At 64.2% G+C, this 25,795-nt stretch carries 33 protein-coding genes; 3 read left to right on the forward strand and 30 right to left on the reverse strand.

The features are described 5' to 3' along the window. Window positions 1-76: 76 nt before the first annotated feature. A complete protein-coding gene (groES, locus tag RCH11_RS07370; RefSeq protein WP_327056349.1) occupies window positions 77-373 on the reverse strand; it encodes a co-chaperone GroES in 297 nt (98 codons plus the stop codon). Between the two features lie 135 nt (window positions 374-508). On the opposite strand from groES, the gene RCH11_RS07375 reads away from it, so the two are divergent. After that, window positions 509-1,705 (forward strand): class I SAM-dependent methyltransferase, encoded by a 1,197-nt coding sequence (locus tag RCH11_RS07375; RefSeq protein WP_327056350.1) that lies wholly within the window; start codon window positions 509-511, stop codon window positions 1,703-1,705. A 66-nt stretch (window positions 1,706-1,771) separates the two neighbouring features. On the opposite strand, the gene RCH11_RS07380 is transcribed toward RCH11_RS07375, so the two are convergent. From RCH11_RS07380 to glmS, 8 genes are all read right to left on the reverse strand, one after another. Next, window positions 1,772-2,173, reverse strand: a complete 402-nt coding sequence (locus RCH11_RS07380) for a DUF4190 domain-containing protein (RefSeq protein WP_327056351.1) — start codon at window positions 2,171-2,173, stop codon at window positions 1,772-1,774. Between the two features lie 98 nt (window positions 2,174-2,271). Continuing rightward, window positions 2,272-3,333: a tRNA (adenosine(37)-N6)-threonylcarbamoyltransferase complex transferase subunit TsaD gene (tsaD, locus tag RCH11_RS07385; RefSeq protein WP_327056352.1), complete on the reverse strand. Its 1,062-nt coding sequence runs from the start codon at window positions 3,331-3,333 to the stop codon at window positions 2,272-2,274. Continuing rightward, complete coding sequence (gene rimI, locus RCH11_RS07390; protein WP_327056353.1) at window positions 3,330-3,821, reverse strand: ribosomal protein S18-alanine N-acetyltransferase; 492 nt, start codon at window positions 3,819-3,821, stop codon at window positions 3,330-3,332. Before rimI ends, tsaD begins: the two co-directional genes overlap by 4 nt. Continuing rightward, on the reverse strand, window positions 3,822-4,454 hold the full coding sequence (gene tsaB, locus RCH11_RS07395) for a tRNA (adenosine(37)-N6)-threonylcarbamoyltransferase complex dimerization subunit type 1 TsaB (RefSeq protein ID WP_327056354.1): 633 nt from the start codon (window positions 4,452-4,454) through the stop codon (window positions 3,822-3,824). Next, window positions 4,454-4,933, reverse strand: coding sequence for a tRNA (adenosine(37)-N6)-threonylcarbamoyltransferase complex ATPase subunit type 1 TsaE (tsaE, locus tag RCH11_RS07400; protein WP_327056355.1), 480 nt, complete (start codon window positions 4,931-4,933; stop codon window positions 4,454-4,456). Before tsaE ends, tsaB begins: the two co-directional genes overlap by 1 nt. After that, window positions 4,917-6,026 (reverse strand): alanine racemase, encoded by a 1,110-nt coding sequence (gene alr / locus RCH11_RS07405; RefSeq protein ID WP_327056356.1) that lies wholly within the window; start codon window positions 6,024-6,026, stop codon window positions 4,917-4,919. Before alr ends, tsaE begins: the two co-directional genes overlap by 17 nt. Next, a complete protein-coding gene (locus RCH11_RS07410) occupies window positions 6,023-6,418 on the reverse strand; it encodes a holo-ACP synthase (RefSeq protein WP_327056357.1) in 396 nt (131 codons plus the stop codon). The genes alr and RCH11_RS07410 overlap by 4 nt, the downstream gene beginning before the upstream one ends. Before the next feature lie 31 nt (window positions 6,419-6,449). Further along, window positions 6,450-8,306 carry a glutamine--fructose-6-phosphate transaminase (isomerizing) gene (gene glmS / locus RCH11_RS07415; RefSeq protein ID WP_327056358.1) on the reverse strand — a complete coding sequence of 619 codons (1,857 nt, stop codon included), beginning with the start codon at window positions 8,304-8,306 and terminating at the stop codon, window positions 6,450-6,452. Between the two features lie 77 nt (window positions 8,307-8,383). On the opposite strand from glmS, the gene coaA reads away from it, so the two are divergent. Then, on the forward strand, window positions 8,384-9,349 hold the full coding sequence (gene coaA, locus RCH11_RS07420; RefSeq protein ID WP_327056359.1) for a type I pantothenate kinase: 966 nt from the start codon (window positions 8,384-8,386) through the stop codon (window positions 9,347-9,349). Window positions 9,350-9,372: 23 nt separating this feature from the next. Here the strand turns inward: coaA and glmM are convergent, their stop codons facing one another. The 4 genes from glmM to RCH11_RS07440 all read right to left on the reverse strand — a co-directional run bounded on the left by glmM (window position 9,373) and on the right by RCH11_RS07440 (window position 12,835). Then, on the reverse strand, window positions 9,373-10,734 hold the full coding sequence (glmM, locus tag RCH11_RS07425) for a phosphoglucosamine mutase (protein ID WP_327056360.1): 1,362 nt from the start codon (window positions 10,732-10,734) through the stop codon (window positions 9,373-9,375). Window positions 10,735-10,757: 23 nt separating this feature from the next. Beyond that, on the reverse strand, window positions 10,758-11,246 hold the full coding sequence (gene rpsI, locus RCH11_RS07430) for a 30S ribosomal protein S9 (RefSeq protein ID WP_327056361.1): 489 nt from the start codon (window positions 11,244-11,246) through the stop codon (window positions 10,758-10,760). Between the two features lie 35 nt (window positions 11,247-11,281). Further along, window positions 11,282-11,728 (reverse strand): 50S ribosomal protein L13, encoded by a 447-nt coding sequence (gene rplM / locus RCH11_RS07435; protein WP_327056362.1) that lies wholly within the window; start codon window positions 11,726-11,728, stop codon window positions 11,282-11,284. A 141-nt stretch (window positions 11,729-11,869) separates the two neighbouring features. After that, on the reverse strand, window positions 11,870-12,835 hold the full coding sequence (locus tag RCH11_RS07440; RefSeq protein WP_327056545.1) for a tRNA pseudouridine synthase A: 966 nt from the start codon (window positions 12,833-12,835) through the stop codon (window positions 11,870-11,872). 206 nt (window positions 12,836-13,041) lie between these two features. Between RCH11_RS07440 and RCH11_RS07445 the strand changes: the two genes are divergently transcribed. Continuing rightward, on the forward strand, window positions 13,042-14,925 hold the full coding sequence (locus tag RCH11_RS07445; protein ID WP_327056363.1) for an acyltransferase family protein: 1,884 nt from the start codon (window positions 13,042-13,044) through the stop codon (window positions 14,923-14,925). Window positions 14,926-14,941: 16 nt separating this feature from the next. Here RCH11_RS07445 and ligD read toward each other — a convergent pair whose 3' ends face one another. The 17 genes from ligD to rplE all read right to left on the reverse strand — a co-directional run bounded on the left by ligD (window position 14,942) and on the right by rplE (window position 25,791). After that, window positions 14,942-15,976, reverse strand: coding sequence for a non-homologous end-joining DNA ligase (ligD, locus tag RCH11_RS07450; RefSeq protein ID WP_327056364.1), 1,035 nt, complete (start codon window positions 15,974-15,976; stop codon window positions 14,942-14,944). 100 nt (window positions 15,977-16,076) lie between these two features. Then, complete coding sequence (gene rplQ, locus RCH11_RS07455; RefSeq protein WP_327056365.1) at window positions 16,077-16,655, reverse strand: 50S ribosomal protein L17; 579 nt, start codon at window positions 16,653-16,655, stop codon at window positions 16,077-16,079. A 39-nt stretch (window positions 16,656-16,694) separates the two neighbouring features. Continuing rightward, complete coding sequence (locus RCH11_RS07460) at window positions 16,695-17,690, reverse strand: DNA-directed RNA polymerase subunit alpha (RefSeq protein ID WP_327056366.1); 996 nt, start codon at window positions 17,688-17,690, stop codon at window positions 16,695-16,697. 217 nt (window positions 17,691-17,907) lie between these two features. Beyond that, a complete protein-coding gene (gene rpsK, locus RCH11_RS07465; protein WP_327056367.1) occupies window positions 17,908-18,306 on the reverse strand; it encodes a 30S ribosomal protein S11 in 399 nt (132 codons plus the stop codon). Window positions 18,307-18,347: 41 nt separating this feature from the next. Further along, window positions 18,348-18,722, reverse strand: a complete 375-nt coding sequence (rpsM, locus tag RCH11_RS07470; protein WP_185201698.1) for a 30S ribosomal protein S13 — start codon at window positions 18,720-18,722, stop codon at window positions 18,348-18,350. 133 nt (window positions 18,723-18,855) lie between these two features. Beyond that, window positions 18,856-18,972, reverse strand: coding sequence for a 50S ribosomal protein L36 (rpmJ, locus tag RCH11_RS07475; protein WP_185201699.1), 117 nt, complete (start codon window positions 18,970-18,972; stop codon window positions 18,856-18,858). A 114-nt stretch (window positions 18,973-19,086) separates the two neighbouring features. Further along, complete coding sequence (gene infA, locus RCH11_RS07480) at window positions 19,087-19,308, reverse strand: translation initiation factor IF-1 (RefSeq protein ID WP_055811571.1); 222 nt, start codon at window positions 19,306-19,308, stop codon at window positions 19,087-19,089. A 167-nt stretch (window positions 19,309-19,475) separates the two neighbouring features. Further along, complete coding sequence (gene map, locus RCH11_RS07485; RefSeq protein WP_327056369.1) at window positions 19,476-20,306, reverse strand: type I methionyl aminopeptidase; 831 nt, start codon at window positions 20,304-20,306, stop codon at window positions 19,476-19,478. Further along, window positions 20,303-20,893, reverse strand: a complete 591-nt coding sequence (locus RCH11_RS07490) for an adenylate kinase (RefSeq protein ID WP_327056370.1) — start codon at window positions 20,891-20,893, stop codon at window positions 20,303-20,305. Before RCH11_RS07490 ends, map begins: the two co-directional genes overlap by 4 nt. Then, window positions 20,890-22,215, reverse strand: coding sequence for a preprotein translocase subunit SecY (gene secY / locus RCH11_RS07495; RefSeq protein ID WP_327056371.1), 1,326 nt, complete (start codon window positions 22,213-22,215; stop codon window positions 20,890-20,892). Before secY ends, RCH11_RS07490 begins: the two co-directional genes overlap by 4 nt. Window positions 22,216-22,316: 101 nt before the next feature. After that, entirely contained in the window at window positions 22,317-22,895 is a 579-nt protein-coding gene (rplO, locus tag RCH11_RS07500) for a 50S ribosomal protein L15 (RefSeq protein ID WP_327056372.1), read from the reverse strand. Beyond that, the gene (gene rpmD, locus RCH11_RS07505; RefSeq protein WP_327056373.1) at window positions 22,895-23,080 is read right to left on the reverse strand and encodes a 50S ribosomal protein L30; all 186 of its coding nucleotides are present in this window, start codon (window positions 23,078-23,080) and stop codon (window positions 22,895-22,897) included. Before rpmD ends, rplO begins: the two co-directional genes overlap by 1 nt. Next, on the reverse strand, window positions 23,080-23,742 hold the full coding sequence (gene rpsE / locus RCH11_RS07510) for a 30S ribosomal protein S5 (RefSeq protein ID WP_442789018.1): 663 nt from the start codon (window positions 23,740-23,742) through the stop codon (window positions 23,080-23,082). The genes rpmD and rpsE overlap by 1 nt, the downstream gene beginning before the upstream one ends. 59 nt (window positions 23,743-23,801) lie before the next feature. Next, on the reverse strand, window positions 23,802-24,173 hold the full coding sequence (rplR, locus tag RCH11_RS07515; protein ID WP_327056547.1) for a 50S ribosomal protein L18: 372 nt from the start codon (window positions 24,171-24,173) through the stop codon (window positions 23,802-23,804). A gap of 2 nt (window positions 24,174-24,175) precedes the next feature. Then, window positions 24,176-24,712, reverse strand: coding sequence for a 50S ribosomal protein L6 (gene rplF, locus RCH11_RS07520; protein WP_327056374.1), 537 nt, complete (start codon window positions 24,710-24,712; stop codon window positions 24,176-24,178). 6 nt (window positions 24,713-24,718) lie between these two features. After that, entirely contained in the window at window positions 24,719-25,117 is a 399-nt protein-coding gene (gene rpsH / locus RCH11_RS07525) for a 30S ribosomal protein S8 (RefSeq protein WP_327056375.1), read from the reverse strand. A 77-nt stretch (window positions 25,118-25,194) separates the two neighbouring features. Beyond that, window positions 25,195-25,791, reverse strand: coding sequence for a 50S ribosomal protein L5 (gene rplE, locus RCH11_RS07530; RefSeq protein WP_327056376.1), 597 nt, complete (start codon window positions 25,789-25,791; stop codon window positions 25,195-25,197). Window positions 25,792-25,795 lie beyond the last annotated feature (4 nt).

Consider the following 25,795-nt stretch of genomic DNA (forward strand, 5'->3'; position numbering starts at 1 on the left):
ACGGCACAAAGCCGCCCCCGAAAGACGAAGGGCCCGTTCCGAGGAAATCGGAACGGGCCCTTCGACAGGAGACTGATTAGTGAACGACGACCGCGAGAACATCGCGAGCCGACAGCACCAGCAGGTCTTCCCCGCCGTACTTCACCTCGGTTCCGCCGTACTTGGAGTAGATGACCTTGTCGCCAACGGCGATGTCGAGCGGGATGCGGTTACCGTTGTCGTCGATGCGACCGGGTCCTACCGCGACGACCTCGCCCTCCTGGGGCTTCTCCTTCGCGGTGTCCGGGATGACGAGACCGGAGGCAGTGGTCTGCTCGGCTTCGACCTGCTTGATGACAATGCGATCTTCGAGCGGCTTGATGGACACTGCCACGGTTGACCTCTTTCTTGGAGAACTTCGAAATCTGGAGGGTTAGCACCCTCCTGTGGAGAGTGCCAGATGTAGCTTAGCCGCGCGTTAGCACTCCTGCAAGGTGAGTGCCAATCGGCGGCTTGGTACGGTGGGGCGATGGAATCCTCCGAGCTCGTCGAACTGCTGTCCGGCGACGGCCTGAGACTCCTCGCTTCGTTGCCTCCGTGGCAGTCGAGCTCAGACGTGCTCAAGACCGTGAACGAGCTTCGTCGGGCCGGTCACTCCCCCGGACTCGTGGCCGCGGTGCTGAGCCAGTCGAAGCTCCGGGCGAAAGCGGTCGGAAAGTTCGGCCCATTCGCCGAGCGGATGCTTTTTACCGAGGCCGGGCTGGAACAGGCGACCCGGCTGCGGGTTGCGGCCCTCCACGCCGGACGCTTCCAGTCGGCCGGGCTCAGCCGCATCGCCGACCTGGGGTGCGGGATCGGCGGCGACGCGCTCGCCTTCGCATCCTTGGATCTCGAGGTGACGGCCGTCGAACTCGACGAGGTGACCGCCGCGATCGCCGCCTACAACCTCGCCCTCTGGCCGAATGCGATCGTCGTGCACGCCGACGTCACCGCCTTCGACCTCGAGGGTTTCGACGGGGTCTATCTGGATCCCGCCCGCCGAACGGCGGGTCACCAGAACACCTCGCGCCTCTCCGACCCCGCGGACTATTCGCCGACGCTCGAGACCGCCTTCGATATCGGCGACCGACTCCCCACCGGCATCAAGCTCGGCCCCGGCATCGACCGCAACCTCATCCCCGCGGGCGCCGAAGCCCAGTGGGTATCGGTCGATCGTGACGTCGTCGAGCTCGGGCTCTGGTTCGGCGCGCTCGCCCGGCCGGGCATCCGCCGGTCCGCTCTCGTGCTCGGCGAGCACGGCACGGCGGAGCTCTCCTCGAGCGAGGACAGTGCGGATGTCGAGACCGGCACGCTGGGCGGCTTCCTGTACGAACCCGATGGTGCCGTCATCCGCTCCCGCCTGATCGGGGACCTCGGCCGGCGTATCGGCGCAACCATGCTCAGCGACGGCATTGCCTACCTCACCTCCGATACGGCTCTCGAGACGCCGTTCGCCGCCTGCTTCCGGGTGATCGAGACTTTTCCGCTCGACGAGCGTCGGGTGAAGAGAGAGTTGGCGGCCCGCGGCATCGGGTCTCTCGAGATCAAGAAGCGCGGGGTGGATGTCGACCCTGCGGCCTTCCGCAAGAAGCTCTCGCTGCGTGGTCCCGAGTCGGCGACGCTCGTACTGACCCGCGTTGCGGGGCGACACGCGGCGCTGCTCTGCGAGCGCGTCACCTTCCGGTGACAAAAAAGACCCGCGCCTTCTGGCGCGGGTCTTTGGAGGCAGCGTTCCGTAGAAACGGCGAGTCGGCTAGTAGTTTCGCATACCGGCCGCCGCGCTCAGCGCGAAAATGAGGATAGTTCCTCCGACAATCAGGATAGAAAGCCCGACCCCCACCCAACCCGTAATAATCGCGGTGAGCCAGAAGCCCTTCGCGGGGAGACCCTCACGCTTCTTGCCCATCGAACCGAGGACGATGGCGGCGATCGAGGCAGGGATGAACCAGCCGAACGCCACAACGCCCACGATTCCGGCGATCATGCCGATGAGGCTGAGGGTCTTCTTGGGGGCGAGGCCCCCGGCCGGCGCATAGGCGGTCGTCGGAGGGGTGTAGCCGGGTGCGGGCGGCGGCGCGGGAGCAGCACGCGGGGGCGTCACAGACTCGGCTGGCGGCGGAACGGGCGGCACGGCGCCGTTGTCGGGGTTGGTCATGGGATGCTCCTTCGAAGAACGTGCCAGTATCAGGCGTTTCCCAGCATTTCATTGTCGCCTCCCCGTGTCAAACGAGACAGACAACGCACGCGGCTGGTTCAGGCCTGGATAATCGTGACCGGCAGGGTCGAGTCGGCTCCGAAGGAGAGCGAGGATGGCCCGTGGCCAGCCTCGATCAGCCGCGCTGCGATGGCCGCGATCATCGCCCCGTTGTCGGTGCAGAGCGAGAGCGGGGGGATCCGGAGTTCGATCCCGGCGGCTGCACAGCGCTCGGCCGCAACTTCGCGCACACGGGCGTTGGCCACGACTCCTCCCCCGAGCAGCAGGCGAGGCACACCGAGGTCACTGCATGCCGCGACGGCCTTCGTGAGCAGCACATCGGTGACCGCTTCGCGGAAGCTGGCCGCGACATCCGCCACCGGAACCGGCTCACCGGCATCCTGTTTCTGCTCCACCCAGCGCGCAACCGCCGTTTTGAGTCCGGAGAACGAGAAGTCGTAGCGATGCTTCGCCAGGTCGTTGGGCTGGCTGAGACCGCGCGGGAAGCGGATTGCCTTCGGGTCGCCGCCCACGGCGACCCGGTCGATCTGCGGTCCACCGGGATAGGGAAGACCCAGCAGTCGCGCGACCTTGTCGAAGGCCTCGCCGGCCGCATCGTCGATGGTCTCCCCGAGCAACTCCACATCGGAGATCAGATCCCGCACGAGCAGGAGTGAAGTATGCCCTCCCGAAACCAGCAGGGCGATGGTAGGCAGTTCGATATCGGTGCCGTCGTCGCGCAGCGCGTCAGCACCGACATGACCCACGAGGTGGTTGATCGCATACAGCGGCTTATCGAGAGCCACGGACAAGGCTTTGGCCGCACCCACGCCCACCATGAGGGCCCCGGCGAGGCCCGGTCCGCTCGTCACTGCGATGGCGTCGAGTTCAGCCAGTGTCACCTTGGCCTCGGCGAGCGCAGCAGTGAGGGCCGGCGTGAGGGCCTCTAAATGCGCGCGGGCGGCAATCTCGGGGACGACGCCACCGTACCTGGCGTGTTCTTCCATCGACGATGCGATCACGTTGGCGAGCAGTGTCGTGCCGCGCACGATACCGATACCGGTCTCGTCGCAGCTGGTCTCGATCCCGAGCACGAGGGGGCCGGTCACCGCCGCGCTCACCCACCCACCGCCGGTCTGGTCGTGGGGTCTTGCATTGCCAACCGCATGACAATGGCGTCTACGTTGTCCGGATGGTAGTACCCCACACGAACCGCGATCTCCTCAAAGCCCAGGGTCTCATAGAGGCGCTTCGGTCCCGGGTTGTCCGCGCGCACCTCCAGGAACAGCTCGCGCGCTCCTCGTTTGCGTGCCTCGCCGATGAGCGCGTTCATGAGCGCACGGCCAAGTCCACCGCGCCGGGCACTCTCTGCCACCGCGATGGTCTGAATGTCTCCCTCGAGCGCTCCCTTCGGAGTGAAGAGTCCGGCATAGCCGTCAAGTTCACCGGGAATTCCGATGCGGTCGGCGACGAGGTAATAGCACTGCGGATTGCGCAGGTCGCTGAGCATCGCCTCGCTCGACCATGCGTCGGTGCCGAATGTGCCGGTCTCGATCTTCATGATGCCAAAGAGGTCGTCGGTCGAGGCGGTGCGAAGCTGCCAGCTCACTCAACTCACCCGCTTTGGACCGGCCGATACCGTGACATCCGGCGCTCGCAGGTAAAGTGCCTCCGGTCCGGCGAAGGCCCGCCGATGAAAGAACAACCCCTCGGCGAGCAGGCCGGCGGATGCCGCGGACACCTCCGCCGCGTCGATCCGCTCGTAGCGCGAATAGCCGGCGACCTGCTCGGACAGGTCAGCGGGACGGCACAGGCCCGGCCCCTGCAGGCGAATCGGAAATCCTACCGGGTCCACTCCGGAGTACGCCGAGAAATAGATCTCACGCCGGCGGGCATCTGTCACCACCAGAACGGGGCCGACGTGGCCTGTTGCGTAGTGCCCCCAGGCAACAGCATCGTGGCTCACCACCCGCACCAGTGGCTTGGATGCCCCGAAGGCGAAGGCCTGGGCCGCCGCGATCCCGACGCGCAGCCCGGTGAACGGTCCCGGGCCCATACCGGCCGTGACCCCGGAGAGAGAGTCAATCGAGATGCCGGATCGCTCGATCGCGAAGAGGATCGCCTCGCCGATCACCTCGGCATGGCGTCGGGTGTCGGATTCGTTGATCTCGGAGAGAATACCGCGGTCCCGGTCTACGACGGCAACGCTGGTGCCGGCGGAGGTATCGATGGCGAGCAGCATCAGTCCAGCCTAAGGTCGCGCCAGCGTGAGCCATGGCCGGTGATGGAGACGAATCGCGGCTCAACCGGTTCCTCCCCGTCGGCGATTACGGCGCCCGCGCCCGTCGGTCGCCGGATATCGATCTCGATCCAGTGTTCGGCAACTCCGTCGAGCATTCCGGCCGCCCATTCGACCACCACGATCGACGCCGACCAGTCGATGTCGAGATCGTCGAGCTCCGCCGAGCTGCCGAGTCGGTAGGCGTCCACGTGCACAAGCGGTGCACCGCCACCGATGCGGCGATGGGTGCGGGCGAGCACGAAAGTGGGGCTCGTCACCGATCCGCGCACCCCGAGTTGGCCCCCGAGTCCGCGGGTGAAGGTCGTCTTACCCGCTCCCAGCTCGCCATTGAGTGCCACGAGATCGCCCGCCCTCAGCTCCCGGGCGATTCGCGCCCCGAGCTCGGCCATGCGTTCCGGGGTATCAATCTCGAGCTGCATAGGTCCACTCGATCCTGCCGCCGAGTCGCGTGACGATCTCGTAGTTGATGGTGTCGGCGGCCCGCGCCCAATCATCCGCCGAGGGTGCTCCGGCCGATGGATCACCGAACAATATGGCCCGGTCGCCCACGGCAACGTCGTCGTCGCCGACGTCGACGACGAACTGGTCCATGGCCACCCGCCCGGCCACCCGATAGCGCTGGCCATTGATCGACACCGGACCGCGTCCAGAGGCCTGGCGCGGAATACCGTCGCCGTATCCAAGGGGTACGAGAGCGAGAGTCGTCTCGGCGCCGGTGCGATAGTCGTAGCCGTAGGAGACACCGCTCCCTGCGGTCGCGCGTTTCACGGAGACGATCCCGGCGCTGAGCTCGAGCGCGGGGCGCAGGCCGAGGTCGGCCGACGTCACATCGTCGAACGGCGACAGTCCGTAGCTCCCGATGCCGATTCGCACCAGGGCGAACCGCGCTGACGGCACGCGAAGCGCTCCGGCCGTCGACGCGAGGTGCAATAGCTCGGGGTCGAGTCCCGCCGCGCGAGCCTCGGTGATTGCCCGCTCGTAGGCCGCCACCTGGGCGAGGTCGTGTTCCGGCCCCGCGTTAGCAAGATGGCTCCACAGTCCGCGCACCCGGACTCGCCCGGCACGCTCATGCTCGACCGCGGAGGCGAAGAGGGCAGGCCAGTCCGATTCTGCGGCGCCGTTGCGACCGAGCCCGGTGTCTACCTTGAGCTGCACGGAGGCCACTCCCGGGGCAGCTGCCACCCGATCAAGTTGCTCGCGATAGTGAATTCCCAGATCGATTTCGGCGGCAATTGCGAGGTCGAAATCTGCCTCGGCACCGTGCAGCCACGCGAGGATCGGGGCGCTGATCCCGGCGGCGCGCAGCTCGAGCGCCTCCGGGATATCCACGACACCGAGCCAGTCCGCGCCCGCGGCGACGGCGGCGCGTGCGATCGGAACGGCACCATGCCCGTAGGCACGGGACTTGACGACGATCATGAGCTTGGCATCCCCGATGTATCCACGCAGCGCATGGATGTTGTGGGCCACCGCATCGAGATCCACCCGCGCCTCGCGGAGCGGCCTGGTCATTCCACTTCTCCGGTGTTGGACACGCCATGGCCCTCGGCGATCACGTAGGCGATTGCAATTCCCGCATCGTGACTGACCGATAGGTGGATCGAGGTGATCCCCCGCGCGGCGACGATGTCGGCGAGGGCGTTGTAGACCTCGATCGACGGGTTGCGCAAACCATCGGACACCACTGCCATGTCGTGCCAGCGCACGCCGGTAGAATCGCCGATCGCTTTGATCACGGCCTCCTTCGCCGCGAACCGCGCGGCGAGAGAACTGAGAGATCTTCTTGCGTCCCCGTCCCACTGTTCGCTGTCGGCGAACAGGCGAGTGAGAACGCCCGGTGTACGCGACGTCGCCCGCTCGAACCGAGCGAGATCGACGACATCCACGCCAATGCCGATGATCATTTCGGAGCTCTCCGACCGCTAGTCGACCGTGCTACTCGACCGTGACCGACTTGGCCAGATTGCGCGGCTGGTCGACGTCGAGGCCCTTCGCTGCGGCGAGTTCCATGGCAAATATCTGCAGGGGCGCTACCGCCAGCAGGGGCTCGAACAGTGTAGAGGCGAGCGGGATGCGGATCACGGTGTCGGCGTAGGGCAGCACCGAGACATCCCCCTCCTCGGCAATTGCAAGGATGCGGGCACCACGAGCACGGATCTCCTGGATGTTGGAGACGACCTTTGGATGCAGCGAATCCTTTGCCCGCGGGCTCGGCACGATCACGAAGACCGGCTGTCCCGGCTCGATGAGCGCGATCGGACCGTGCTTGAGCTCGCCTGCGGCGAAACCCTCGGCGTGGATGTAGGCCAGCTCCTTGAGCTTGAGCGCACCCTCGAGAGCGACCGGGTATCCGGCATGCCGACCGAGGAACAGCACAGAGCGCGTGTCCGTCATCCAGCCCGCGAGCTGTGTGATGGCGTCGTGCTGTTCCAGCACGGTCGCGAGCTGGTCGGGCAGGGCCTCGAGCTCGCCGAGGAGATCGGCGATCTCCACTGGGGAGAGCGTGTGACGCACTCTGGCCAGGTGGAGGCCAAACAGGTAGAGCGCGGCGACCTGGGCGACGAAGGCCTTGGTGGATGCCACGGCCACCTCTGGCCCGGCGTGCGTGTAGATCACCGCGTCGGATTCACGGGCGATGGTGGCTCCCTGCGTGTTGCAGATCGAGAGCGTCTTCGCGCCGGCCGCCACCGCGTACTTGACGGCCATGAGGGTGTCCATGGTCTCCCCGGACTGGCTGATCGACACGACGAGGGTTCGGGCGTCGATTACGGGGTCGCGATAGCGGAACTCATGCGAGAGTTCGACCTCGACGGGGATGCGGGCCCACTTCTCGATCGCGTACTTGCCGAGCATGCCGGAGTAGTTGGCGGTGCCGCAGCCGAGGACCACGATCCGGTCGATGTCCCGGAGGGCGTCGTCGCCGAGGCTGTCGAGCTCGTGCAAGCGCACGACCCCCTCCGTGATGCGGCCGAGCAGCGTCTTAGCGATCGCCTCGGGTTCCTCGCTGATCTCCTTGGCCATGAAGCTCGACCATCCACCCTTTTCGGCCGCCGAGGCATCCCAGGCGATCTCGAACTCCTCGGTCTCGACCGGGTTGCCCAGGAAGTCGGTGACGGTGACACTGTCGGCCGTGATGGTCACGAGCTGGTCCTGGCCGATGGCCATGGCGCGGCGAGTGTGCTCGACGAAAGCCGCGACATCCGAACCCAGAAAGTTCTCCCCATCGCCGAGCCCGATAACGAGCGGAGAGTTGCGGCGGGCTCCGACGACGACACCCGGCTGGTCCTTGTGCAGCACGAGAAGGGTGAAGGCACCGTGCAGCCGGTCGACGACGTTGCGCAGGGCGAAGGCGAGGTCGCCGGTCCTCTGGTATTCGAGACCTAGAAGCAGCGCAGCGACCTCGGTGTCGGTCTCGCTGGTGAAGACGGTGTCCGGGTGGGATGCCAGCAGCTCGGCTTTGAGCTCGGCGAAGTTTTCGATGATGCCGTTGTGGATGAGCGCGAGCTTGCCGTCATCCCCCAGGTGTGGATGCGCGTTCTGGTCGTTGGGACCACCGTGGGTCGCCCAGCGGGTGTGCCCGATCCCGGTCGCGCCATTCGCCAGCTCGAGACCGTCGAGATCGTCGATGAGCACCTGCAGCTTGCCGGCCCGCTTACGCGTGTGCAGCACGCCCTCGGGGTCGATCACCGCGATGCCGGCGGAGTCATAGCCACGGTATTCGAGTCGACGCAACCCTCCCAGGAGTACTTCGATGCTCTGGTTACTGCCGACGTAGCCCACGATTCCACACATGGGTCCGACTTTACGGCACGCCCGCCGAACCCCTCTCCGGACATCGTGCGCTCGCGTCTCCGGTAGCCTGAATTCTTATGTCCGACAAGGCCCATTCGACCGCGGCCCACTCGACGCCCGCCCACTTGACTCCCTTCGTCGAGATTGATCGCGCCGACTGGGCGGCACTCGCACCCACCACCGAGAATCCCCTCTCCCCGACCGAGATCGTGGGGCTCCGCGGCCTTGGCGACCGCCTCGACCTCAGCGAGGTGACGGATGTCTACCTCCCCCTCAGCAAACTCATCAGCCTGTATGCGGTGGGCGCGCGACAGCTCCACCGCGACACGAGCCGTTTTCTTGGTCATGATTCCCCTGCCACTCCCTTCGTCATCGGCGTCGCGGGATCCGTCGCGGTCGGCAAGTCGACGAGTGCCCGAATACTGCGGGAACTCCTGTCCCGGTGGGAACACACTCCTCGCGTCGAGCTCGTCACAACCGACGGATTCCTGTTGCCGAATGCCGAGCTCGAGCGACGCGGACTCATGGAGCGCAAGGGGTTCCCGGAATCATACGACCGACGAGCTCTGCTCCGATTCGTGACAAAGGTGAAGAGTGGCGCGGAGGAAGTTCGCGCTCCGTTCTACTCACACCTCAGCTACGACATCATTCACGACGCTGAGATCGTGGTGCGACGCCCTGACATCCTGATTGTCGAGGGTCTCAACGTCTTGCAGCCGCCCTCGTCCGGCCACGGACTCGCCATCAGCGATCTCTTCGACTTCACCGTGTACGTGGACGCCCGCACCGCCGACATCGCCCGCTGGTACGAGGAGCGATTCCTCAAGCTCCAGCAGGGCGCCTTCATGAACCCCAAGTCGTACTTCCACCGGTTCGCGAGCCTGAGCAACGAGGAAGCGGCGACCCGCGCGAACGAGATCTGGAAACGCATCAACGAGCCGAACCTGCTGCAGAATGTGTTGCCAACGCGATCTCGCGCCGACCTGGTGCTACGAAAGGGATCGGATCACGCCGTCAACAGCGTGCTTCTCCGCAAGCTCTGATCCAGGCAATCCCGGAGCGGAGATCAGCGCGTGAGCTGGGCGCGAACCACATCGGCGAGCGATTCGGCGATCTCCTCGGCCGTGGACTGGTCCTCGGCCTCGACCATCACGCGAACCATCGGTTCGGTGCCGGATTTGCGCAGCAGAACCCGGCCGGACTCTCGGAGTCGCTCCTCCGCGGCGATCACTGCGGCGGCGATTACAACATTCGACGCGAGCGCATGGTGGTCGACATCCCGCACGTTGATCATGACTTGGGGGTAGACCGTCATCACCGCCGCAAGTTCAGCGAGCGACTTGCCGGTGCGAGCCATCTCGGCCAGCACGTGAAGCCCGGTGAGGATGCCGTCGCCCGTCGTCGCGAACTGGCTCATGATCACGTGACCGGACTGCTCGCCCCCCAGGCTCAACTTCTTCTCGTTGAGTGCCTCGAGCACGTAACGGTCACCCACTGCGGTCTGCAGGAGGGTGATGCCATGCTCCGCCATCGCGACCTTCAGGCCGAGGTTCGACATCACCGTCGCCACGAGGGTGTCGCGGGTGAGGAGACCGCGTTCCTTCATCGAGACCGCGAGGATCGCCATGATCTGGTCGCCATCCACGATCCGCCCGAGATGATCCACCGCGAGGCAACGGTCGGCATCGCCGTCGTGGGCGATACCGACGTCGGCACCGTGCTCGAGTACAGCAGCGGCGAGCACATCGAGGTGGGTCGAACCGACGCCGTCATTGATGTTGTAGCCATCGGGATCTGAGCCGATCACGGTGACGGTGGCACCAGCATCCGTGAAGACCTCCGGCGAGATCCCGGCGGCCGCGCCATTGGCGCAGTCGAGCACCACATGGATGCCTTCGAGCCGGTGCGGGAGCGTCGAGAGGAGATGCACGACATAGCGGTCCTCGGCGTCCGCGAAACGCCGGATGCGACCAACTTCGACACCGGTCGGAGCGAGTTTTTTCTCACCGAGAGCGGCCTCGATGCGATCTTCGACCTCGTCGGGCAACTTGGTGCCGCCGACAGCGAAGAACTTGATGCCGTTGTCGGGCGCCGCGTTGTGTGATGCCGAGATCACTACCCCGAAGTCGGCTTTCACGTCCGCGATCAAGAATGCGGCTGCCGGAGTCGGAATGATTCCGGCGTCGAGGACATCCACGCCGGAGCTTGCAAAACCCGCCATGACCGCCGCGGCGATGAACTCACCCGAGACGCGAGGATCTCGAGCGACAACACCGACCGGCCGACGTCCGGAGGCGCGACGACCATCAGCAAATCGCCCTTTGCCGAGCACAACGGATGCCGCTTGGGCCAGCCCGACGGCGACTTCCACCGTGATGACATCGTTCGCGAGGCCCCGAACGCCATCGGTGCCGAAGAGGCGAGGCATAGAACCCGATCAGCTGGCGCGCGTTAGCGCTTGGAGAACTGGGGAGCCTTGCGCGCCTTCTTGAGTCCGGCCTTCTTGCGCTCCTTGACGCGAGCGTCACGGCTGAGGAATCCGGCCTTCTTGAGGGCTGCGCGGTTGTTCTCCTCGTCGATCTGGTTCAGCGAGCGAGAGATACCGAGTCGCAGCGCGCCAGCCTGGCCGGAGGGGCCACCGCCGGTGATGCGAGCGATCACGTCGTAGCTGCCGAGAAGATCAAGGATCTTGAACGGGTCGTTGATGAGCTGCTGGTGAAGCTTGTTCGGGAAGTAGTCCTCGAGGGTGCGGCCGTTCACCGTGATGGTGCCGGATCCGGGCGCAATACGCACGCGGGCGATAGCCTGCTTGCGCCGGCCGACGGCTGCACCGGGAACGTTGAGCACGGCACGGGGTGCTTTGGTTTCGGCCGCAGGAGTGGTCTCGGTTGAGTAGCTTTCGAGAACTGTCTCGTCGAGTGAATCTTCGATCTTCGCCATGATGTCTTGGGATCCTTAAGTTTTGTTGGCGCGCGCTACTGCGCGACCTGGCCGAGGGTGTAGGTCTTGGGCTGCTGGGCAGCGTGGGGGTGCTCGGCGCCGGCGTAGACCTTGAGCTTGGTGAGCTGGGCCCGGCCGATCGAGTTCTTCGGCAGCATGCCGCGGACGGCCTTCTCCACAGCGCGCGTCGGGTGCTTCTCCAGCATTTCGATGTACGTCATCGAACTGAGGCCGCCCGGGTACCCGGAGTGGCGGTACGCACGCTTCTGGGCGAGCTTCGAGCCGGTGAGAGCGACCTTCTCCGCATTGATGATGATGACGAAGTCACCCATGTCCATGTGGGGGGCGAAAGTCGGTTTGTGCTTGCCGCGCAGCAGGACCGCCGCATGGGTTGCCAGTCGTCCGAGGACGATATCGGTCGCGTCGATGATGACCCAGTCACGCTGGACATCTTCGGGCTTGGGTGAGAAAGTGCGCGTCACAGTGATACTGCTTTCTTGTGTCGAAATGAGGTGTTCGTGAATCCCACTCCGATGGATGTTCGCGAGACGATGTCGCCGCGAACGCTGCCGGTGGAGGGCTCAAGTTCGTGATGCCCGGTTACAGGTCGCAGGCACCAGGGGTCAATGATAGTCTGTGCGCGCCGCTTCGGTCAAACTGCCCGGCGTTGGTTCGTCGGCCGAAGCGGATGCGCCACCCACCGGCCGCCGATTACGTGTCGTTTGCGCGCGCGCGGCCATCTCGGCATCCGGGGGGTATCCCACTTCGATAAGCGTAAGACCTTTGGCCGGGAGCACCTTAAAGTCGCTCGGTCGGTCGAGTTCATCGCGAAGCTCGACGAGACGATCGGTATCGAGCTTGGATTCACCGACCGCTATGGTCGCCCCGACGAGCGAGCGCACCATGCTGTGGCAGAACGCGTCGGCGCGAACCTCTGCGGTCAACACTCCGTCATCGGCGCGTGTCCAGCGGAAGAGCTCGAGGCTCCGCACGGTGGTGGCCCCCTCGCGGGGCTTGCAAAACGATGCCCAGTCGTGAAGGCCGAGAAGGTCGTGAGCGGCCTGGTTCATTCGGTCGAGATCGAGCACGGCCGGATACCACAGGGTGTGGCCCCGCAGCAGCGGGTTGCGGGGCGCAGAGGCATCCGCCACTCGATACTGGTACCGCCGCCAGGTCGCGGAGAACCGGGCGTCGAAGCCGTCGGGAGCGAAGGAACCGCGCGACACGAAAATATCGGCGTTGAGTCCGGCGATGCCATTGAGTCGTCGCCCCAGGGCACGCGGACCGTCGAAGCGTGCGCCAGGAGCGAGCGGAGGGGTCTTGCCGCGGGGACGGGACAGCACGCCGAGCTGGGCGGCGGTGACATCGAGATGGGCCACCTGTCCGGTGGCGTGCACCCCGGCATCGGTGCGACCCGCGACGGTGAGCGGCGAGACCGGACCGTGCCTGCCAAAGATGATCGCGAGCGCTGATTCGAGCTCGCCCTGCACCGTGCGCAACCCCGGTTGCGACGACCAGCCGAGGAATCTACCGCCGTCGTAGGCGAGGTCGAGGCGAATGCGGGTGGTGCCGGGCGCTGGTCCCGACATGTCCGGAGATGCCCCATCCACGTTCGCGCCATGCTGATTCTCGACGTCCACATCGGAGAGTCTAGATCGGGCAGCCTGAGGCGAAGACCCATACCAATAACCAGTGGCGCGACCACCGGTGGAGTTGACCTCCCGCTCGGTCGCGACGAAACTCGAGTGGTCTCCTTATGACTTTCACTCCTACCGTTTGTGACACTCCCGCTCCGATGCCTGCTCGGACGCCGGCCGAGAGCGCGCCGCGATCGTCCCGCCTTGCCGGGCTGGACGGCCTTCGCGCCATCGCGGTGGGGGCGGTGATCCTCTACCACCTCGGTCCCGGCATCCTTCCCGGCGGTTATCTCGGTGTCGACGTGTTTTTCGTGATCAGCGGATTCCTGATCACCGGACTCCTGATCCGAGAAAAGGACTCGAGCGGTCGCATCCGAATTGGCGGATTCTGGATGCGGCGCGCTCGCCGACTTCTGCCGGCTCTTGTGCTCGTGGTGGTGGTGTCGGCCTCCGCGGCGCTGGTGGTCGGCGGCAATCCGCTCGTGCACCTGGGGCGCCAGGTACTCGGTGCCGCAACCTTCAGCAGCAACTGGCTGTCTATCGCCGCCACCCAGAGCTACTTCGACGAAACAACTCCGGAGCTTTTCCGCAATCTCTGGTCGCTCGCAGTCGAGGAGCAGTTCTATTTGGCCTGGCCGTTCGTGATACTTGTTGTGCTCGCGGTGCGCCTGCGCCAAGCGCGCGTTTTCATCGTGCTGGCAATCGCAGCAGGCTCGGCCGTGGCGATGGCCGTTCTCGCCGGATCGGGAGACCCCTCTCGGGTCTATTTCGGCAGTGACACCCATAGTTTTGGGCTCGCGATCGGAGCTGCTCTTGCGATCCTCCACCGGGACTGGCCCGCGAGCACTGGTCGATTGGCGCGACGCTCACTGCCCGCGATCGCTGTGATCGCCGTGCTCGGAATCGTCGCTCTCGTAATCACACTTCCGGCGGATAACCCCTTCGTCTACCGCGGTGGCCTCGCGCTCGTGGCGATGCTCAGCGTGGTGGCGATCGCGGGCGCAATCATCAGCGGGTCACGCGTGGGTGCGGTGCTCGATTGGAGCCCACTCCGCTGGATCGGTGCGCGCTCGTACGGCCTTTATCTGTGGCACTGGCCCGTTTTCGTGTTGGTAACCGACGCCCTGCCGACGCCCCCGCCGCCCGGGACCGAGTGGATGCTCGGCAGTATCGCGCTGACGATCACGGTCATCTTCGCGGGAGCCTCCTACCGATTCATCGAGCATCCGATCTGCCGTGACGGATTTCGCGCAACCGTGAGTCGATGGATCGGCAGTCGACCGCGCTCCCGACAGCGCATCGGCGCGATCGGTTCAGCGATCGCGCTTATTGTGACGCTCTCCGGTGCGACGGGACGGGCAATAGTGGTCGACCCGGGTATGACCGATGCGCAGGCGGCGATCACGCACGGTCGTGAATCGGTGCTGCCGTCCGGCCCGAAGCCGTCGACCACCGCGGCAACCGGTACGCCGTCGCCGGGCCCGGCCACTGTGCCAGGCTCAGCTGCTGTGCCAGGGGGAGACCAGATCGACGCCATCGGCGACTCGGTCATGCTGGCCTCTGCTCCAGAGCTGCAGGCGGGCTTTCCCGGGATCCAGATCGATGCCGTAGTCTCCCGACAGCTGTCCTCGGCCCCGGCGATCGTGCGGGAGATGCACGACTCTGGCACACTGCGGCCGGTGCTCCTTATCGGCCTCGGCACCAACGGGCCAATCGATCGGCAATCCCTCGACCAGATCCGGTCGATCGTCGGCCCCCGGCACGAGATCGTTGTCGTGAGTGTGCAGGCTCCGCGAGGCTGGACAGACGGTGTCAACGACACCCTTACCCGCTTCGCTCAGCAATATCGCTCGGTCGAACTCGCCAACTGGCAGCAAGACATCTCGACGCGGCTCGATCTTCTCGCCAGGGACCAGATCCATCCCGGTCCGGCCGGTGGCCTCATCTACGTGCGCGCCGTGACGGATGCGTTGCAGCGGCTCGCCGACCAGCCGCCCGCCCGAGGGCCCAACCACTTCGGCATCGCGCGTACGCCTCTGTAGCGTTCAAGGGAATCGATTAGGAACTCGGCTGCTCCGGATGCTTTGCGCGGCTGGGCTGCACTCGGGGCGGCTCCCCCGGCATCTTCGGGAAGTCCGGCGGGAAGGGCAGCTCGCCGAGTCCGTTTGCGAGATCCCGTTCCCACCAGCCACACAGCTGGTCGATTGTGCCAGGCTTCTCCCCCATCCGCTGCCAGGGGTCTCCCGTGCTGGCCAATCGGGCCGGCACCGTCAGCACAGTGAGCAATCGTGGATCCACAGTCTCGAGCTCACTCCACTCAATCGGGCACGAAACCGGAGCGTGGGCGATCGCTCGCGGGCTGTAGGCGCCAGCCATCGTGCGGTCCCGGTTGGCCTGGTTGAAGTCAATGAAGATGCGCGCGCCGCGCTCTTCCTTCCACCAGGCTGTTGTGACCTCCCTCGGCATCCGTCGCTCGAGTTCGCGCGCCGCGGCGATCACCGCGTGCCGCACGTCGAGGAACTCACGTGTCGGCTCGATCGGTGCGAAGACATGCAGGCCTCGGTTGCCGGAGGTCTTAACGAAGGCATCGAGGCCCACTTCAGCGAGCACAGCACGCAGCTCAATTGCCGCGGGGATGGCGTCATCGAAGTCGGTACCGGGCTGCGGGTCGAGGTCGATGCGCAACTGATCAGGATTGTCGGTGTTCTCCGCCCGGGACGGCCACGGATGAAAGACGATCGTATTCATCTGCACAGCCCAGACGGCTGCGGCCGGTTCGTCGATCACGAGCTGCGGATGCGATCGGCCACTCGGATAGACCACCGGCACCGCGCGCACGAAGTCCGGCGCTCCCTTAGGTGGGTTCTTCGAAAAGAACTGCTCCCCGTCGATACCCTCAGCGAAACGCTGGAGAGAAATCGGCCGGTCACCGTTCGCCCCCACGAAGGCGGCACCGACCTCCACCATGTAGCGGGCGAGGTCAAGTTTCGTGATGCCCGAGTCAGGCCAGAGCACCCGCGTCGGGCTCGAGACACGCATCTGCCGCACCCCGTGGGGTCCGGGCACGGACAGGATTACCGCCTCGCTAGCCATAGTTCCACGGTACTCGCCGGAGTCATCCTGCGCTGTGCCATCCGCGCGAGTTAACGCCCGATGGCCCCTCCGAAAGGCGGGGCCATCAGGCGGTCTGAAGCTACTTCTTGGCGTCTGCTTCCGCAGCAGGCGCTTCCGCAGCAGCGGGCGCCTCAGCGATGACCTCGGCGGTCTCCGCGTTGACGGCCTCTTCCTGCGCGTCCGACTCGACGACTTCGGACTCGACGACCTCGGACTCGGCCGACTTATCCTCGACCGGTGCCTCGGCGACGGGCTCCTCGGCCTTTGCGGACTTCTTGGCCGACTTCGGCTTCGGCGTCACCGGCTCGAGTACGAGCTCGATCTGCACCATCGAGGCGTTGTCGCCCTTGCGGAACCCGAGCTTCGTGATGCGGGTGTAGCCTCCCTCACGAAACTCGACCAGCGGTGCGATCTCCGTGAACAGCTCGTGCACGACGGTCTTGTCGCCGATAGTCGCGAGCACGCGACGACGTGCGTGGAGGTCGCCACGCTTGGCGAACGTAATGAGCCTCTCGACGAGGGGGCGCATGCGCTTGGCCTTCGTCTCGGTCGTCTTGATGCTCTTGTGGGTGAACAGGGCAGCCGCGAGGTTCGCAAGCATGAGGCGCTCGTGCGCCGGTCCACCGCCGAGGCGGGGTCCCTTAGTTGGTGCAGCCATTAGTCATTTCTCCAGGTGTGAAAAGTTGGTACCGAGGGCCTAGTTGGCTTCTTCGACGTCGTCGTACCCGCTGTAGAAGTGCGCGCCGTCGAAGCCGGGCACGGTGTCCTTGAGGTTCAGTCCGAGCTCCACGAGCTTGTCCTTGACCTCATCAACGGACTTCTGTCCGAAGTTACGGATGTTCATGAGCTGCGTCTCCGAGAGGGCAACCAGTTCGCTGACGGTGTTGATTCCTTCACGCTTCAGGCAGTTGTAGCTGCGCACAGACAGGTCGAGATCCTCGATCGGCATGCTCAGTTCGCTCGAGAGCACGGCATCGACTGGCGCCGGGCCGATTTCGATGCCCTCCGCTGCCGAGTTGAGTTCGCGGGCGAGGCCGAACAGCTCGGTCAGTGTGCGACCGGCCGAAGCGATCGCGTCGCGAGGCGTGATGGCGTTCTTGGTCTCGACATCGACCACGAGGCGATCGAAGTCGGTACGCTCACCGGCACGAGTCGCCTCGACGCGGTAGGTGACCTTGAGCACGGGCGAGTAGATCGAGTCGATCGGAATCTGGCCAGCTTCGCTGAACTCGCTGCGGTTCTGCGTCGCGGAGACATATCCACGGCCACGCTCGATGGTCAGCTCGAGTTCAAACTTCGCCTTGTCATTGAGCGTCGCGATGACGAGCTCAGGATTGTGAATCTCGACACCGGCCGGCGCCGAGATGTCCGCGGCCGTAACCTGGCCGACGCCCTGCTTACGCAGATAAGCGGTGATCGGCTCGTCGTGCTCACTCGAAACCACGAGGCCCTTGATGTTCAGGATGATCTCGGTGACGTCTTCTTTCACGCCCGCGATCGTCGAAAACTCGTGAAGCACACCGTCGATGCGGATGCTCGTGACGGCGGCTCCCGGAATCGAGGAGAGCAGCGTGCGACGAAGCGAGTTGCCAAGGGTGTACCCGAAACCGGGTTCGAGCGGCTCGATGATGAACCGCGAACGGAACTCGGAGATGTTCTCTTCGGTAAGAGTTGGACGCTGTGCAATAAGCACTGGTGATTCCTTTCGGCGAAGTGTCCACTATTTGACACTTGTGCGTTCGGCGGGGTGGCTGACCCGTCGGTCTATTGAGTTGTATTCGAAAATCGTGTTCTGGTGGCCCCTATTGCCGAGCTGGCCGTCTTCGACCGTCCCGAGACCCCGGTAATCGAGCCTGCCGAGATCCGTCGTGGGACGGTCTCGACGGACTCGATCGCCGATGAAGCAGTGGTTAGACGCGACGACGCTTTGGCGGGCGGCATCCGTTGTGCGCCTGCGGGGTGACGTCGTTGATCGAACCGACCTCGAGACCGGCAGCCTGAAGGGAACGGATAGCGGTCTCGCGGCCGGAGCCCGGTCCCTTGACGAAGACATCAACCTTCTTGACACCGTGCTCTTGCGCCTGGCGTGCGGCGGACTCGGCCGAGAGCTGGGCGGCGAACGGCGTCGACTTACGCGAGCCTTTGAAGCCGACCGTGCCGGACGAAGCCCAACTCAGCACTGCCCCGGTCGGGTCGGTGATGGTGACGATGGTGTTGTTGAAGGTTGATTTGATGTGGGCCTGACCCACAGCGATGTTCTTCTTCTCTTTACGACGCGGCTTACGAGCGGCCGATTTTGGTGCTGCCATTGTGTTCTCCTAAAACCTATATGGCGATGCGAGGGGACTCGCTATCGGGCCTTCTTCTTGCCGGCGACGGTGCGCTTCGGGCCCTTGCGGGTGCGAGCGTTGGTCTTGGTGCGCTGTCCGTGGACCGGGAGTCCACGACGGTGACGGATTCCCTGGTAGCTTCCGATCTCGACCTTTCGGCGGATGTCGGCGGCCACCTCGCGGCGAAGATCACCCTCCACCTTGAAGTTGCCCTCGACATAGTCGCGAAGGGCGATGAGCTGGTCATCGGTTAGATCCTTGACGCGGATCTCTCCGCTGATTTCGGTATCGGCGAGGGTCTTGAGTGCCCTCGTGCGGCCAACACCGTAAATGTAGGTCAATGCGACTTCGACGCGCTTATCGCGCGGGATGTCGACTCCTGCTAGACGAGCCATTGTGGCTTCTCCTGGTTGTGAGTGGAGGTCTGTAGCAGCACCGGTGCAGTGGCCTCCGACCACTGGTGTCCCCGTCCCCGTTCGAAGTGAACGGGTTCGGATCTGGTGTTGCTATGTGGAACGGGTGAAACTCTTAGCCCTGACGCTGCTTGTGGCGCGGGTTGTTCTTGCAGATGACCATGACGTTGCCATTGCGGCGGATGACGCGGCAGTGCTCACACATGGGCTTGACGCTGGGGGCGACCTTCATTTTTTTCTTCTCTCGCTGTCTTCGTACTAATTCGTTTATCGAACACGTGTTGATCGAACATGTCGAGTGCACGAATCAGCCGTTACTTTCCAGCTGTCGCGCGCCGGGTTGGCGCTACTTGTAGCGGTAGACGATCCGGCCGCGGGTCAGGTCGTACGGGCTCAGCTCTACAATCACGCGGTCCTCAGGGAGGATACGGATGTAGTGCTGGCGCATCTTCCCCGAAATATGGGCGAGTACTCTGTGGCCGTTAGTCAGCTCAACGCGGAACATTGCGTTGGGCAGAGCTTCGACTACTGCACCCTCGATTTCGATGACACCGTCTTTTTTGGCCATAGCCTCTTCGTCGCTAAAAGTATTGATTGCTGGTCGTGCGGTTGGATTATGGTGATCTGGGCGCAGTTAAACCGCCAGCAGACACCAAGGGACAAGCTTATGCCAATCCCGGGCGTTTTGCCAACTTGTGTTTATACTGCGCTGCCATTTGGCGCGAACCACCTCGGTTACGCAATTGAGACAGGCACAACACCGAGGTGCTCAAGGCCGGCGGCGCCGCCGTCCTCCGCCGTCAACACCCAGATTCCCCCAGCATGCACCGCTACCGAATGCTCCCAGTGTGCGGCCACCGCGCCGTCGAGAGTGGCGACCGTCCACTCATCCTCCCGCGTAAACGTGTCGATACCACCGAGCGTCACCATTGGCTCGATCGCCACAACCAGCCCGGGCCGCACCCGCGGGCCGCGATCGCGCACCCGGTAGTTGAACACGGGTGGCTCCTCGTGCATGGAGCGGCCGATGCCGTGCCCAACGTAGTCCTCGAGAATGCCGTACTGGCCCTGCGATTCGATGTAGTCCCCGATCTCCCCGCCGATGTGGTTCAGGTGCGTGGCGTTGGCGAGAGCGGCGATACCGCGCCAGAGAGACTGCTCCGTGACATCCGAGAGCTCCTGCCGTTCGGCGACCAGGGCGGGACGAGTGGGATCAGGCACGACCACCGTGATCGCCGCATCCCCGTTCCAGCCGCCGATTTCGGCGCCACTGTCGATCGACACGATGTCGCCGGGTTCGAGCTTTCGCGTGCCGGGGATCCCGTGCACCACGTCGTCGTTCACCGAGGTGCAGATCGTATGCCGGTAGCCCGGCTCCTTCATGAAGTTCGGTACTCCGCCGAGTGCACGAATCGCCGTCTCGGCAATCGCATCGAGCTCGAGCGTGGTGACACCCGCGTGGATCCCCGATCTCACGGCGCCGAGGGAAGCCGCTGTCGCCAGGCCGGGCGCGATCATGAGCCGCAACTCCGCCGGCGACTTGTAGATGTTCCTGCGGAAACTCACTGCGCTGCTGGCACGATTCCGCGAGAACTCAGCGCCTCCGAGATCCGGGAACTCACGTCGTCGATCTCGCCGAGGCCATCGACCTCGATGAGTAAGTCGCGATCCCTGTAAACGGCGATCAGCGGTGTGGTCTCGCGGGAGTACACCTGCTGGCGGTGCCGGATCGCTTCTTCGGTGTCGTCCGTTCGCCCCTGGGCGATGGCGCGCTTACGCAGCCGGGCGACCACTTCCTCCTGGTCCGCGACGAGTTGAATCACGGCGTCGAGCGATCGACTCTTGGCCTCGAGTAGGCCGTCGAGGTATGACACCTGCTCGAGAGTGCGCGGGTACCCGTCCAGGAGAAAGCCGTCGACGGCATCCTGTTCTTCAAGCCGGCTCTTCACGAGCGCGTTGGTCAGCGAGTCGGGCACATAGTCGCCCGCATCAACGATGGCCTTCACCTCGACACCGAGCGGTGTCTCATCCTTGATGTTCTGGCGGAAGATGTCTCCGGTCGCGATTGCGGGGATCGAATAGGTCTCGAGCAAACGAGCAGACTGAGTGCCTTTCCCGGCTCCGGGCGGACCGAGGATCAGCAGCCGAGTCACCGGAGCAGGCCCTCGTAGTGGCGTTGCTGCAGTTGCGAATCGATCTGCTTCACGGTCTCAAGACCGACACCGACAATGATGAGGATACTTGCGCCACCGAAGGGGAAATTCTGGTTGGCACCGAACAAGCCGAGGGCGATAAGGGGTACGAGAGCGATCAGCCCCAGGTAGATCGATCCCGGAAGAGTCACGCGCGTCAACACATAGTCGAGGTACTCGGCCGTCGGCCGACCAGCCCGAATACCCGGGATGAAACCGCCGTACTTCTTCATGTTGTCAGCGACCTCCTCGGGGTTGAAGGTGATGGCGACGTAGAAGTAGGTGAAGCCGACGATGAGGAGGAAGTACAACACCATGTAGAGCGGATTGTCCCCCGTGCGCAGATTGTCGGTGATCCAGGTGACCCAGGGGGCCGGCGCTTTGCCCCGCGCAGGCTGATTGAACTGGGCGATAAGCGCCGGCAGATAGAGCAGGGATGACGCGAAGATGACGGGCACGACGCCGGCCATGTTCACCTTGATCGGGATGTAGGTGTTGTTGCCGCCGTAGGTACGCCGACCGACCATCCGCTTCGCATATTGAACCGGAATGCGCCTCTGCGATTGCTCGACGTAGACCACGAGCCCCATGATCACGATTCCCATCAGGATGACGAGCAGAAAGGTCTCGAAGCCCTTGGATTGGTTGATCGCCCAGAGAGAGCCGGGGAAGCGTGCGGCGATTGAGGTGAAGATGAGGATCGACATGCCGTTGCCGATGCCGCGCTCGGTGATGAGCTCACCCATCCACATGATGAGGCCGGTGCCGGCGGTCATCGTGATCACCATCAGGAGGATTGCGTACCAGGCCGAGTTCGTGATGAGCGCCGAACACTCAGGCGTACCCGTCGATGTCGGGAAGAGCGCGCCGCTGCGCGCAACAGTGATGAGAGTTGTGGACTGCAGGACACCGAGTGCGATAGTGAGATAGCGAGTGTACTGGGTGAGGCGGGCCTGGCCGGACTGACCCTCTTTATAAAGGGTGTCGAAGTGTGGGATGACCACGCGAAGAAGCTGCACGATGATCGACGCGGTGATATAGGGCATGATGCCGAGCGCGAAGATCGACAGCTGGAGAAGCGCGCCACCGCTGAAGAGGTTGACCAGCTCATAGAGCCCGGACGTGCCGGAGTTCGCGGCAAGACAGGTCTGCACGTTACCGAAATTGACAAAGGGCGCTGGGATGAATGACCCCAGGCGGAACAGCGCAATCAGTGCGAGCGTGAATCCGATCTTCTTTCGAAGATCGGGGGTGCGGAAGATCCGCGCAACGGCTCTGAACAACGAGGCCTCCTGGTGAGAACGGTCGGGCGAAGCAGGTGGCCCTTTCGGGCCACCTGAGCGACTCTGCAAAGCCGTTCGGGCAAATTACACCCGGGCAAGCCTTACGCTACTGCGTTTACGGAACCGCCCGCTGCCACGATCTTCTGCTCGGCGGAGCCAGAGACCTTGTCAACTGCAACATTCAGCTTAACCGCAATGTCGCCAGCGCCGAGAACCTTGACCTTCTCGTTCTTGCGCACGGCACCTTTCGCGACGAGGTCACCGATCGTGACGTCCCCACCAGCCGGATAGAGTTCAACCAGCTTCTCGAGGTTGACAACCTGGTACTCGACGCGGAACGGATTCTTGAACCCGCGCAGCTTCGGCGTACGCATGATGCTGTTCAGGTTTCCACCCTCGAGCCCGACGCGCACCTGGTATCTGGCCTTCGTGCCCTTCGTGCCACGGCCCGCGGTCTTGCCCTTGGAGCCTTCACCGCGTCCGACGCGGGTGCGGTCTTTCTTTGCCCCGGGAGCCGGCCGAAGATGATGCATTTTCAACACCTGCGGGCGCGCATCGGCCACAGGCTCTGACGCCTTCTTTGCCGCAGCAGCGGGTGCCTTTGCCATAGGAGCCTTCGCGACGCTGGCCTTTTTGGGGGCTGCGGCGGGGGCCTTGTCGGCCTTCGTTTCTTCAGCCATTAGTCAATCTCCTCGACCTTGACCAGGTGAGCGACGGTGCGAACATAACCGCGGTTCTGCGAGGTGTCCTCGCGAACCACGACGTCGCCGATGCGATGGAGCCCGAGGCTCCGCAACGTGTCGCGCTGGTTTTGCTTCTCACTAATTTTGGACTTGATCTGGGTCACCTTCAGGCGAGCAGCCATCAGACACCTGCCTTTGCGTCAGCCTGGGCACGCAGAAGGCGCGCGGGCGCGACATCCTCAAGCGGGAGGCCACGACGTGCGGCCACCGCACTCGGATCCTCGAGCTGCTTGAGAGCAGCGACGGTGGCGTGCACGATGTTGATCGTGTTGGACGAACCGAGCGACTTGCTCAACACATCATGGATACCCGCGCACTCCAGCACGGCGCGCACGGGTCCACCGGCGATAACTCCGGTTCCGGCGGATGCCGGACGAAGGAGCACGACGCCAGCAGCAGCTTCACCCTGCACGGGGTGCGGAATGGTGACGCCGACGCGGGGAACGCGGAAGAAATTCTTCTTGGCTTCCTCGACGCCCTTGGAAATCGCGGTCGGCACCTCGCGGGCCTTGCCGTAACCGACACCGACCAGTCCGTTGCCGTCGCCGACGACGACGAGAGCGGTGAAGCTGAAGCGACGCCCGCCCTTGACGACCTTGGAAACGCGGTTGATGGTGACGACGCGCTCGAGGAACTGGCTCTTTTCAGAGTCACGGCTCCCGCGCTGCTGGTTGGGGTTGCGCTCGCGTCCACCGCGACGGGCCTCACGAGGCTCATTGGCGGCAGGCTCGGTTGCGGCCGCAGTCTCCACGACCGTGACGGTCGGTTCGGCTTCGGTTGCCACAGGTGTCTCCTTGCTGGTGTTAGTTTCGGCGCCTTTAGACGCGCTTTCTGGCACAGTGCTCACAGGTCGAGTCCCCCTTCGCGGGCGCCTTCGGCGATGGCAGCGACGCGTCCCGCGTACTTGCTTCCACCGCGGTCGAATACGACGGCTTCGATCCCGGCAGCCTTCGCGCGCTCAGCGACAAGTTCGCCGACTTTGCGGGCCTTGGCGGTCTTGTCGCCGTCGAAGACGCGCATGTCTGCTTCCAGAGTCGATGCCGACGCGAGGGTAAAGCCCTTGCTGTCATCGACGACCTGCACGAAGACGTGGCGGGCCGAACGGGTGACCACGAGACGCGGTCGCGCTTCGGTACCGACGATCTTCTTGCGAAGACGTGCGTGCCTGCGGCCCTTTGCGGCCGACTTGCTCTTTCCTCTAATTCCGAGCGCCATGATCACTTACCACTCTTTCCGGCCTTGCGGCGGACTACCTCGCCTGCGTAGCGAACACCCTTGCCCTTGTAGGGCTCCGGCTTGCGCAACTTACGAATGTTGGCGGCAACTTCTCCGACGGCCTGCTTATCGATGCCGTGCACCGTCAGCTTGTTGTTGCCTTCGACGGCAAAGGAGATGCCCGCCGGGGGCTCGACCGTGATCGAGTGCGAGAAGCCGAGGGCGAACTCCAGGGAGCTGCCCTTGGCCTGCACGCGGTAACCGGTACCGACGATCTCGAGGCCCTTGGAGTAGCCGGTCGTGACGCCGATGATCTGGTTAGCGATCAGGGTACGGGTGAGGCCGTGGAGCGAACGCGATTCGCGCTCGTCGTCCGGTCGGGTGACCAGGAGCTGGCCATCCTCGATCTTGACCTCAATTGGGCTGGCGACGGTGAGCACAAGCTCACCCTTCGGGCCCTTGACAGTGACGGCAGAGCCGGTCACCGTGACATCGACCCCGGTCGGGATCTCAATGGGAAGGCGTCCAATACGTGACATAAGTGATCAGTACACGTAGGCGAGGACTTCCCCACCTACGCCCTTCTTTGAGGCCTGGCGATCCGTAAGGAGGCCAGAGGAGGTCGAGAGGATGGCGACGCCAAGGCCACCGAGAACACGAGGAATCTCGGTCGACTTCGCGTAAACGCGGAGGCCTGGCTTCGAAACGCGTTTGATTCCCGCGATCGATCGTTCACGGTTGGGGCCGTATTTGAGCTCGAGCGTCAGGGTTTGACCCACGCGCGCGTCTTCGACCTTCCATCCACCGATGTAGCCCTCGGTCTTGAGGATCTCGGCAATGTGGGACTTGAGCTTGCTATTCGGCATTGACACGGTCTCGTGATAGGCCGAATTCGCGTTGCGCAGTCTGGTCAGCAAGTCTGCGACCGGATCTGTCATTGTCATGATGGTGGTGCCTTCCTCACCCGGTTTCGACAGCTCTTACGGAACTGGCGACCTGGATGATCGGTACTGCGTCAGTGTTACTGGGGGGTGTTCTCTGCGTTGCGGAACGGGAAGCCGAGTGCTTTCAGCAGCGCGCGGCCTTCGTCGTCGTTCTTCGCGGTGGTCACAACGGTGATGTCGAAACCGCGCACGCGATCGATACGGTCCTGGTCGATCTCGTGGAACATCGACTGTTCGGTGAGGCCAAAGGTGTAGTTTCCGTTGCCATCGAACTGCTTGTCTGACAGGCCGCGGAAATCGCGGATGCGCGGAAGAGCCAGCGAGAGCAGGCGGTCGAGGAACTCCCAGGCCCGGTCACCGCGGAGCGTGACATGGGCGCCGATCGGCTGGCCCTCGCGGAGCTTGAACTGCGCGATGGACTTGCGAGCAGCAGTGACCTGTGGCTTCTGGCCGGTGATCGCGGTGAGGTCCTTGACGGCGCCATCGATGATCTTTCCGTCACGGGCAGCCTCACCAACTCCGGTGTTGACCACGATCTTCACGAGACCGGGCACCTGGTGCACGTTCGTGAAGCCGAAGTCCTTCGCCAGCTGGGCAGAGATCTCGGTGCGGTACTTCTGCTTCAGGCGCGGCTGCATTTTGACAGTCGGCACGGCAGTTGCGGTGTCAGTCATTAGT

The sequence above is a fragment of the Glaciihabitans sp. GrIS 2.15 genome (assembly GCF_035984695.1).
In the GTDB taxonomy this organism is placed as follows: Bacteria; Actinomycetota; Actinomycetes; order Actinomycetales; family Microbacteriaceae; genus Lacisediminihabitans.

Excerpts from the sequence above, each read along its gene's own strand:
- RCH11_RS07375 (WP_327056350.1), top strand. The coding sequence starts at position 509 with ATGGAATCCTCCGAGCTCGTCGAACTGCTGTCCGGCGACGGCCTGAGA.
- RCH11_RS07380 (WP_327056351.1), bottom strand. The coding sequence starts at position 2,173 with ATGACCAACCCCGACAACGGCGCCGTGCCGCCCGTTCCGCCGCCAGCC.
- tsaB (WP_327056354.1), bottom strand. The coding sequence starts at position 4,454 with ATGCTGCTCGCCATCGATACCTCCGCCGGCACCAGCGTTGCCGTCGTA.
- tsaE (WP_327056355.1), bottom strand. The coding sequence starts at position 4,933 with ATGCAGCTCGAGATTGATACCCCGGAACGCATGGCCGAGCTCGGGGCG.
- alr (WP_327056356.1), bottom strand. The coding sequence starts at position 6,026 with ATGACCAGGCCGCTCCGCGAGGCGCGGGTGGATCTCGATGCGGTGGCC.
- RCH11_RS07410 (WP_327056357.1), bottom strand. The coding sequence starts at position 6,418 with ATGATCATCGGCATTGGCGTGGATGTCGTCGATCTCGCTCGGTTCGAG.
- glmS (WP_327056358.1), bottom strand. The coding sequence starts at position 8,306 with ATGTGTGGAATCGTGGGCTACGTCGGCAGTAACCAGAGCATCGAAGTA.
- coaA (WP_327056359.1), top strand. The coding sequence starts at position 8,384 with ATGTCCGACAAGGCCCATTCGACCGCGGCCCACTCGACGCCCGCCCAC.
- glmM (WP_327056360.1), bottom strand. The coding sequence starts at position 10,734 with ATGCCTCGCCTCTTCGGCACCGATGGCGTTCGGGGCCTCGCGAACGAT.
- rpsI (WP_327056361.1), bottom strand. The coding sequence starts at position 11,246 with ATGGCGAAGATCGAAGATTCACTCGACGAGACAGTTCTCGAAAGCTAC.
- RCH11_RS07440 (WP_327056545.1), bottom strand. The coding sequence starts at position 12,835 with ATGTCGGGACCAGCGCCCGGCACCACCCGCATTCGCCTCGACCTCGCC.
- RCH11_RS07445 (WP_327056363.1), top strand. The coding sequence starts at position 13,042 with ATGCCTGCTCGGACGCCGGCCGAGAGCGCGCCGCGATCGTCCCGCCTT.
- ligD (WP_327056364.1), bottom strand. The coding sequence starts at position 15,976 with ATGGCTAGCGAGGCGGTAATCCTGTCCGTGCCCGGACCCCACGGGGTG.
- rplQ (WP_327056365.1), bottom strand. The coding sequence starts at position 16,655 with ATGGCTGCACCAACTAAGGGACCCCGCCTCGGCGGTGGACCGGCGCAC.
- rpsK (WP_327056367.1), bottom strand. The coding sequence starts at position 18,306 with ATGGCAGCACCAAAATCGGCCGCTCGTAAGCCGCGTCGTAAAGAGAAG.
- rpsM (WP_185201698.1), bottom strand. The coding sequence starts at position 18,722 with ATGGCTCGTCTAGCAGGAGTCGACATCCCGCGCGATAAGCGCGTCGAA.
- rpmJ (WP_185201699.1), bottom strand. The coding sequence starts at position 18,972 with ATGAAGGTCGCCCCCAGCGTCAAGCCCATGTGTGAGCACTGCCGCGTC.
- infA (WP_055811571.1), bottom strand. The coding sequence starts at position 19,308 with ATGGCCAAAAAAGACGGTGTCATCGAAATCGAGGGTGCAGTAGTCGAA.
- rplO (WP_327056372.1), bottom strand. The coding sequence starts at position 22,895 with ATGGCTGAAGAAACGAAGGCCGACAAGGCCCCCGCCGCAGCCCCCAAA.
- rpmD (WP_327056373.1), bottom strand. The coding sequence starts at position 23,080 with ATGGCTGCTCGCCTGAAGGTGACCCAGATCAAGTCCAAAATTAGTGAG.
- rplR (WP_327056547.1), bottom strand. The coding sequence starts at position 24,173 with ATGGCGCTCGGAATTAGAGGAAAGAGCAAGTCGGCCGCAAAGGGCCGC.
- rplF (WP_327056374.1), bottom strand. The coding sequence starts at position 24,712 with ATGTCACGTATTGGACGCCTTCCCATTGAGATCCCGACCGGGGTCGAT.
- rpsH (WP_327056375.1), bottom strand. The coding sequence starts at position 25,117 with ATGACAATGACAGATCCGGTCGCAGACTTGCTGACCAGACTGCGCAAC.
- rplE (WP_327056376.1), bottom strand. The coding sequence starts at position 25,791 with ATGACTGACACCGCAACTGCCGTGCCGACTGTCAAAATGCAGCCGCGC.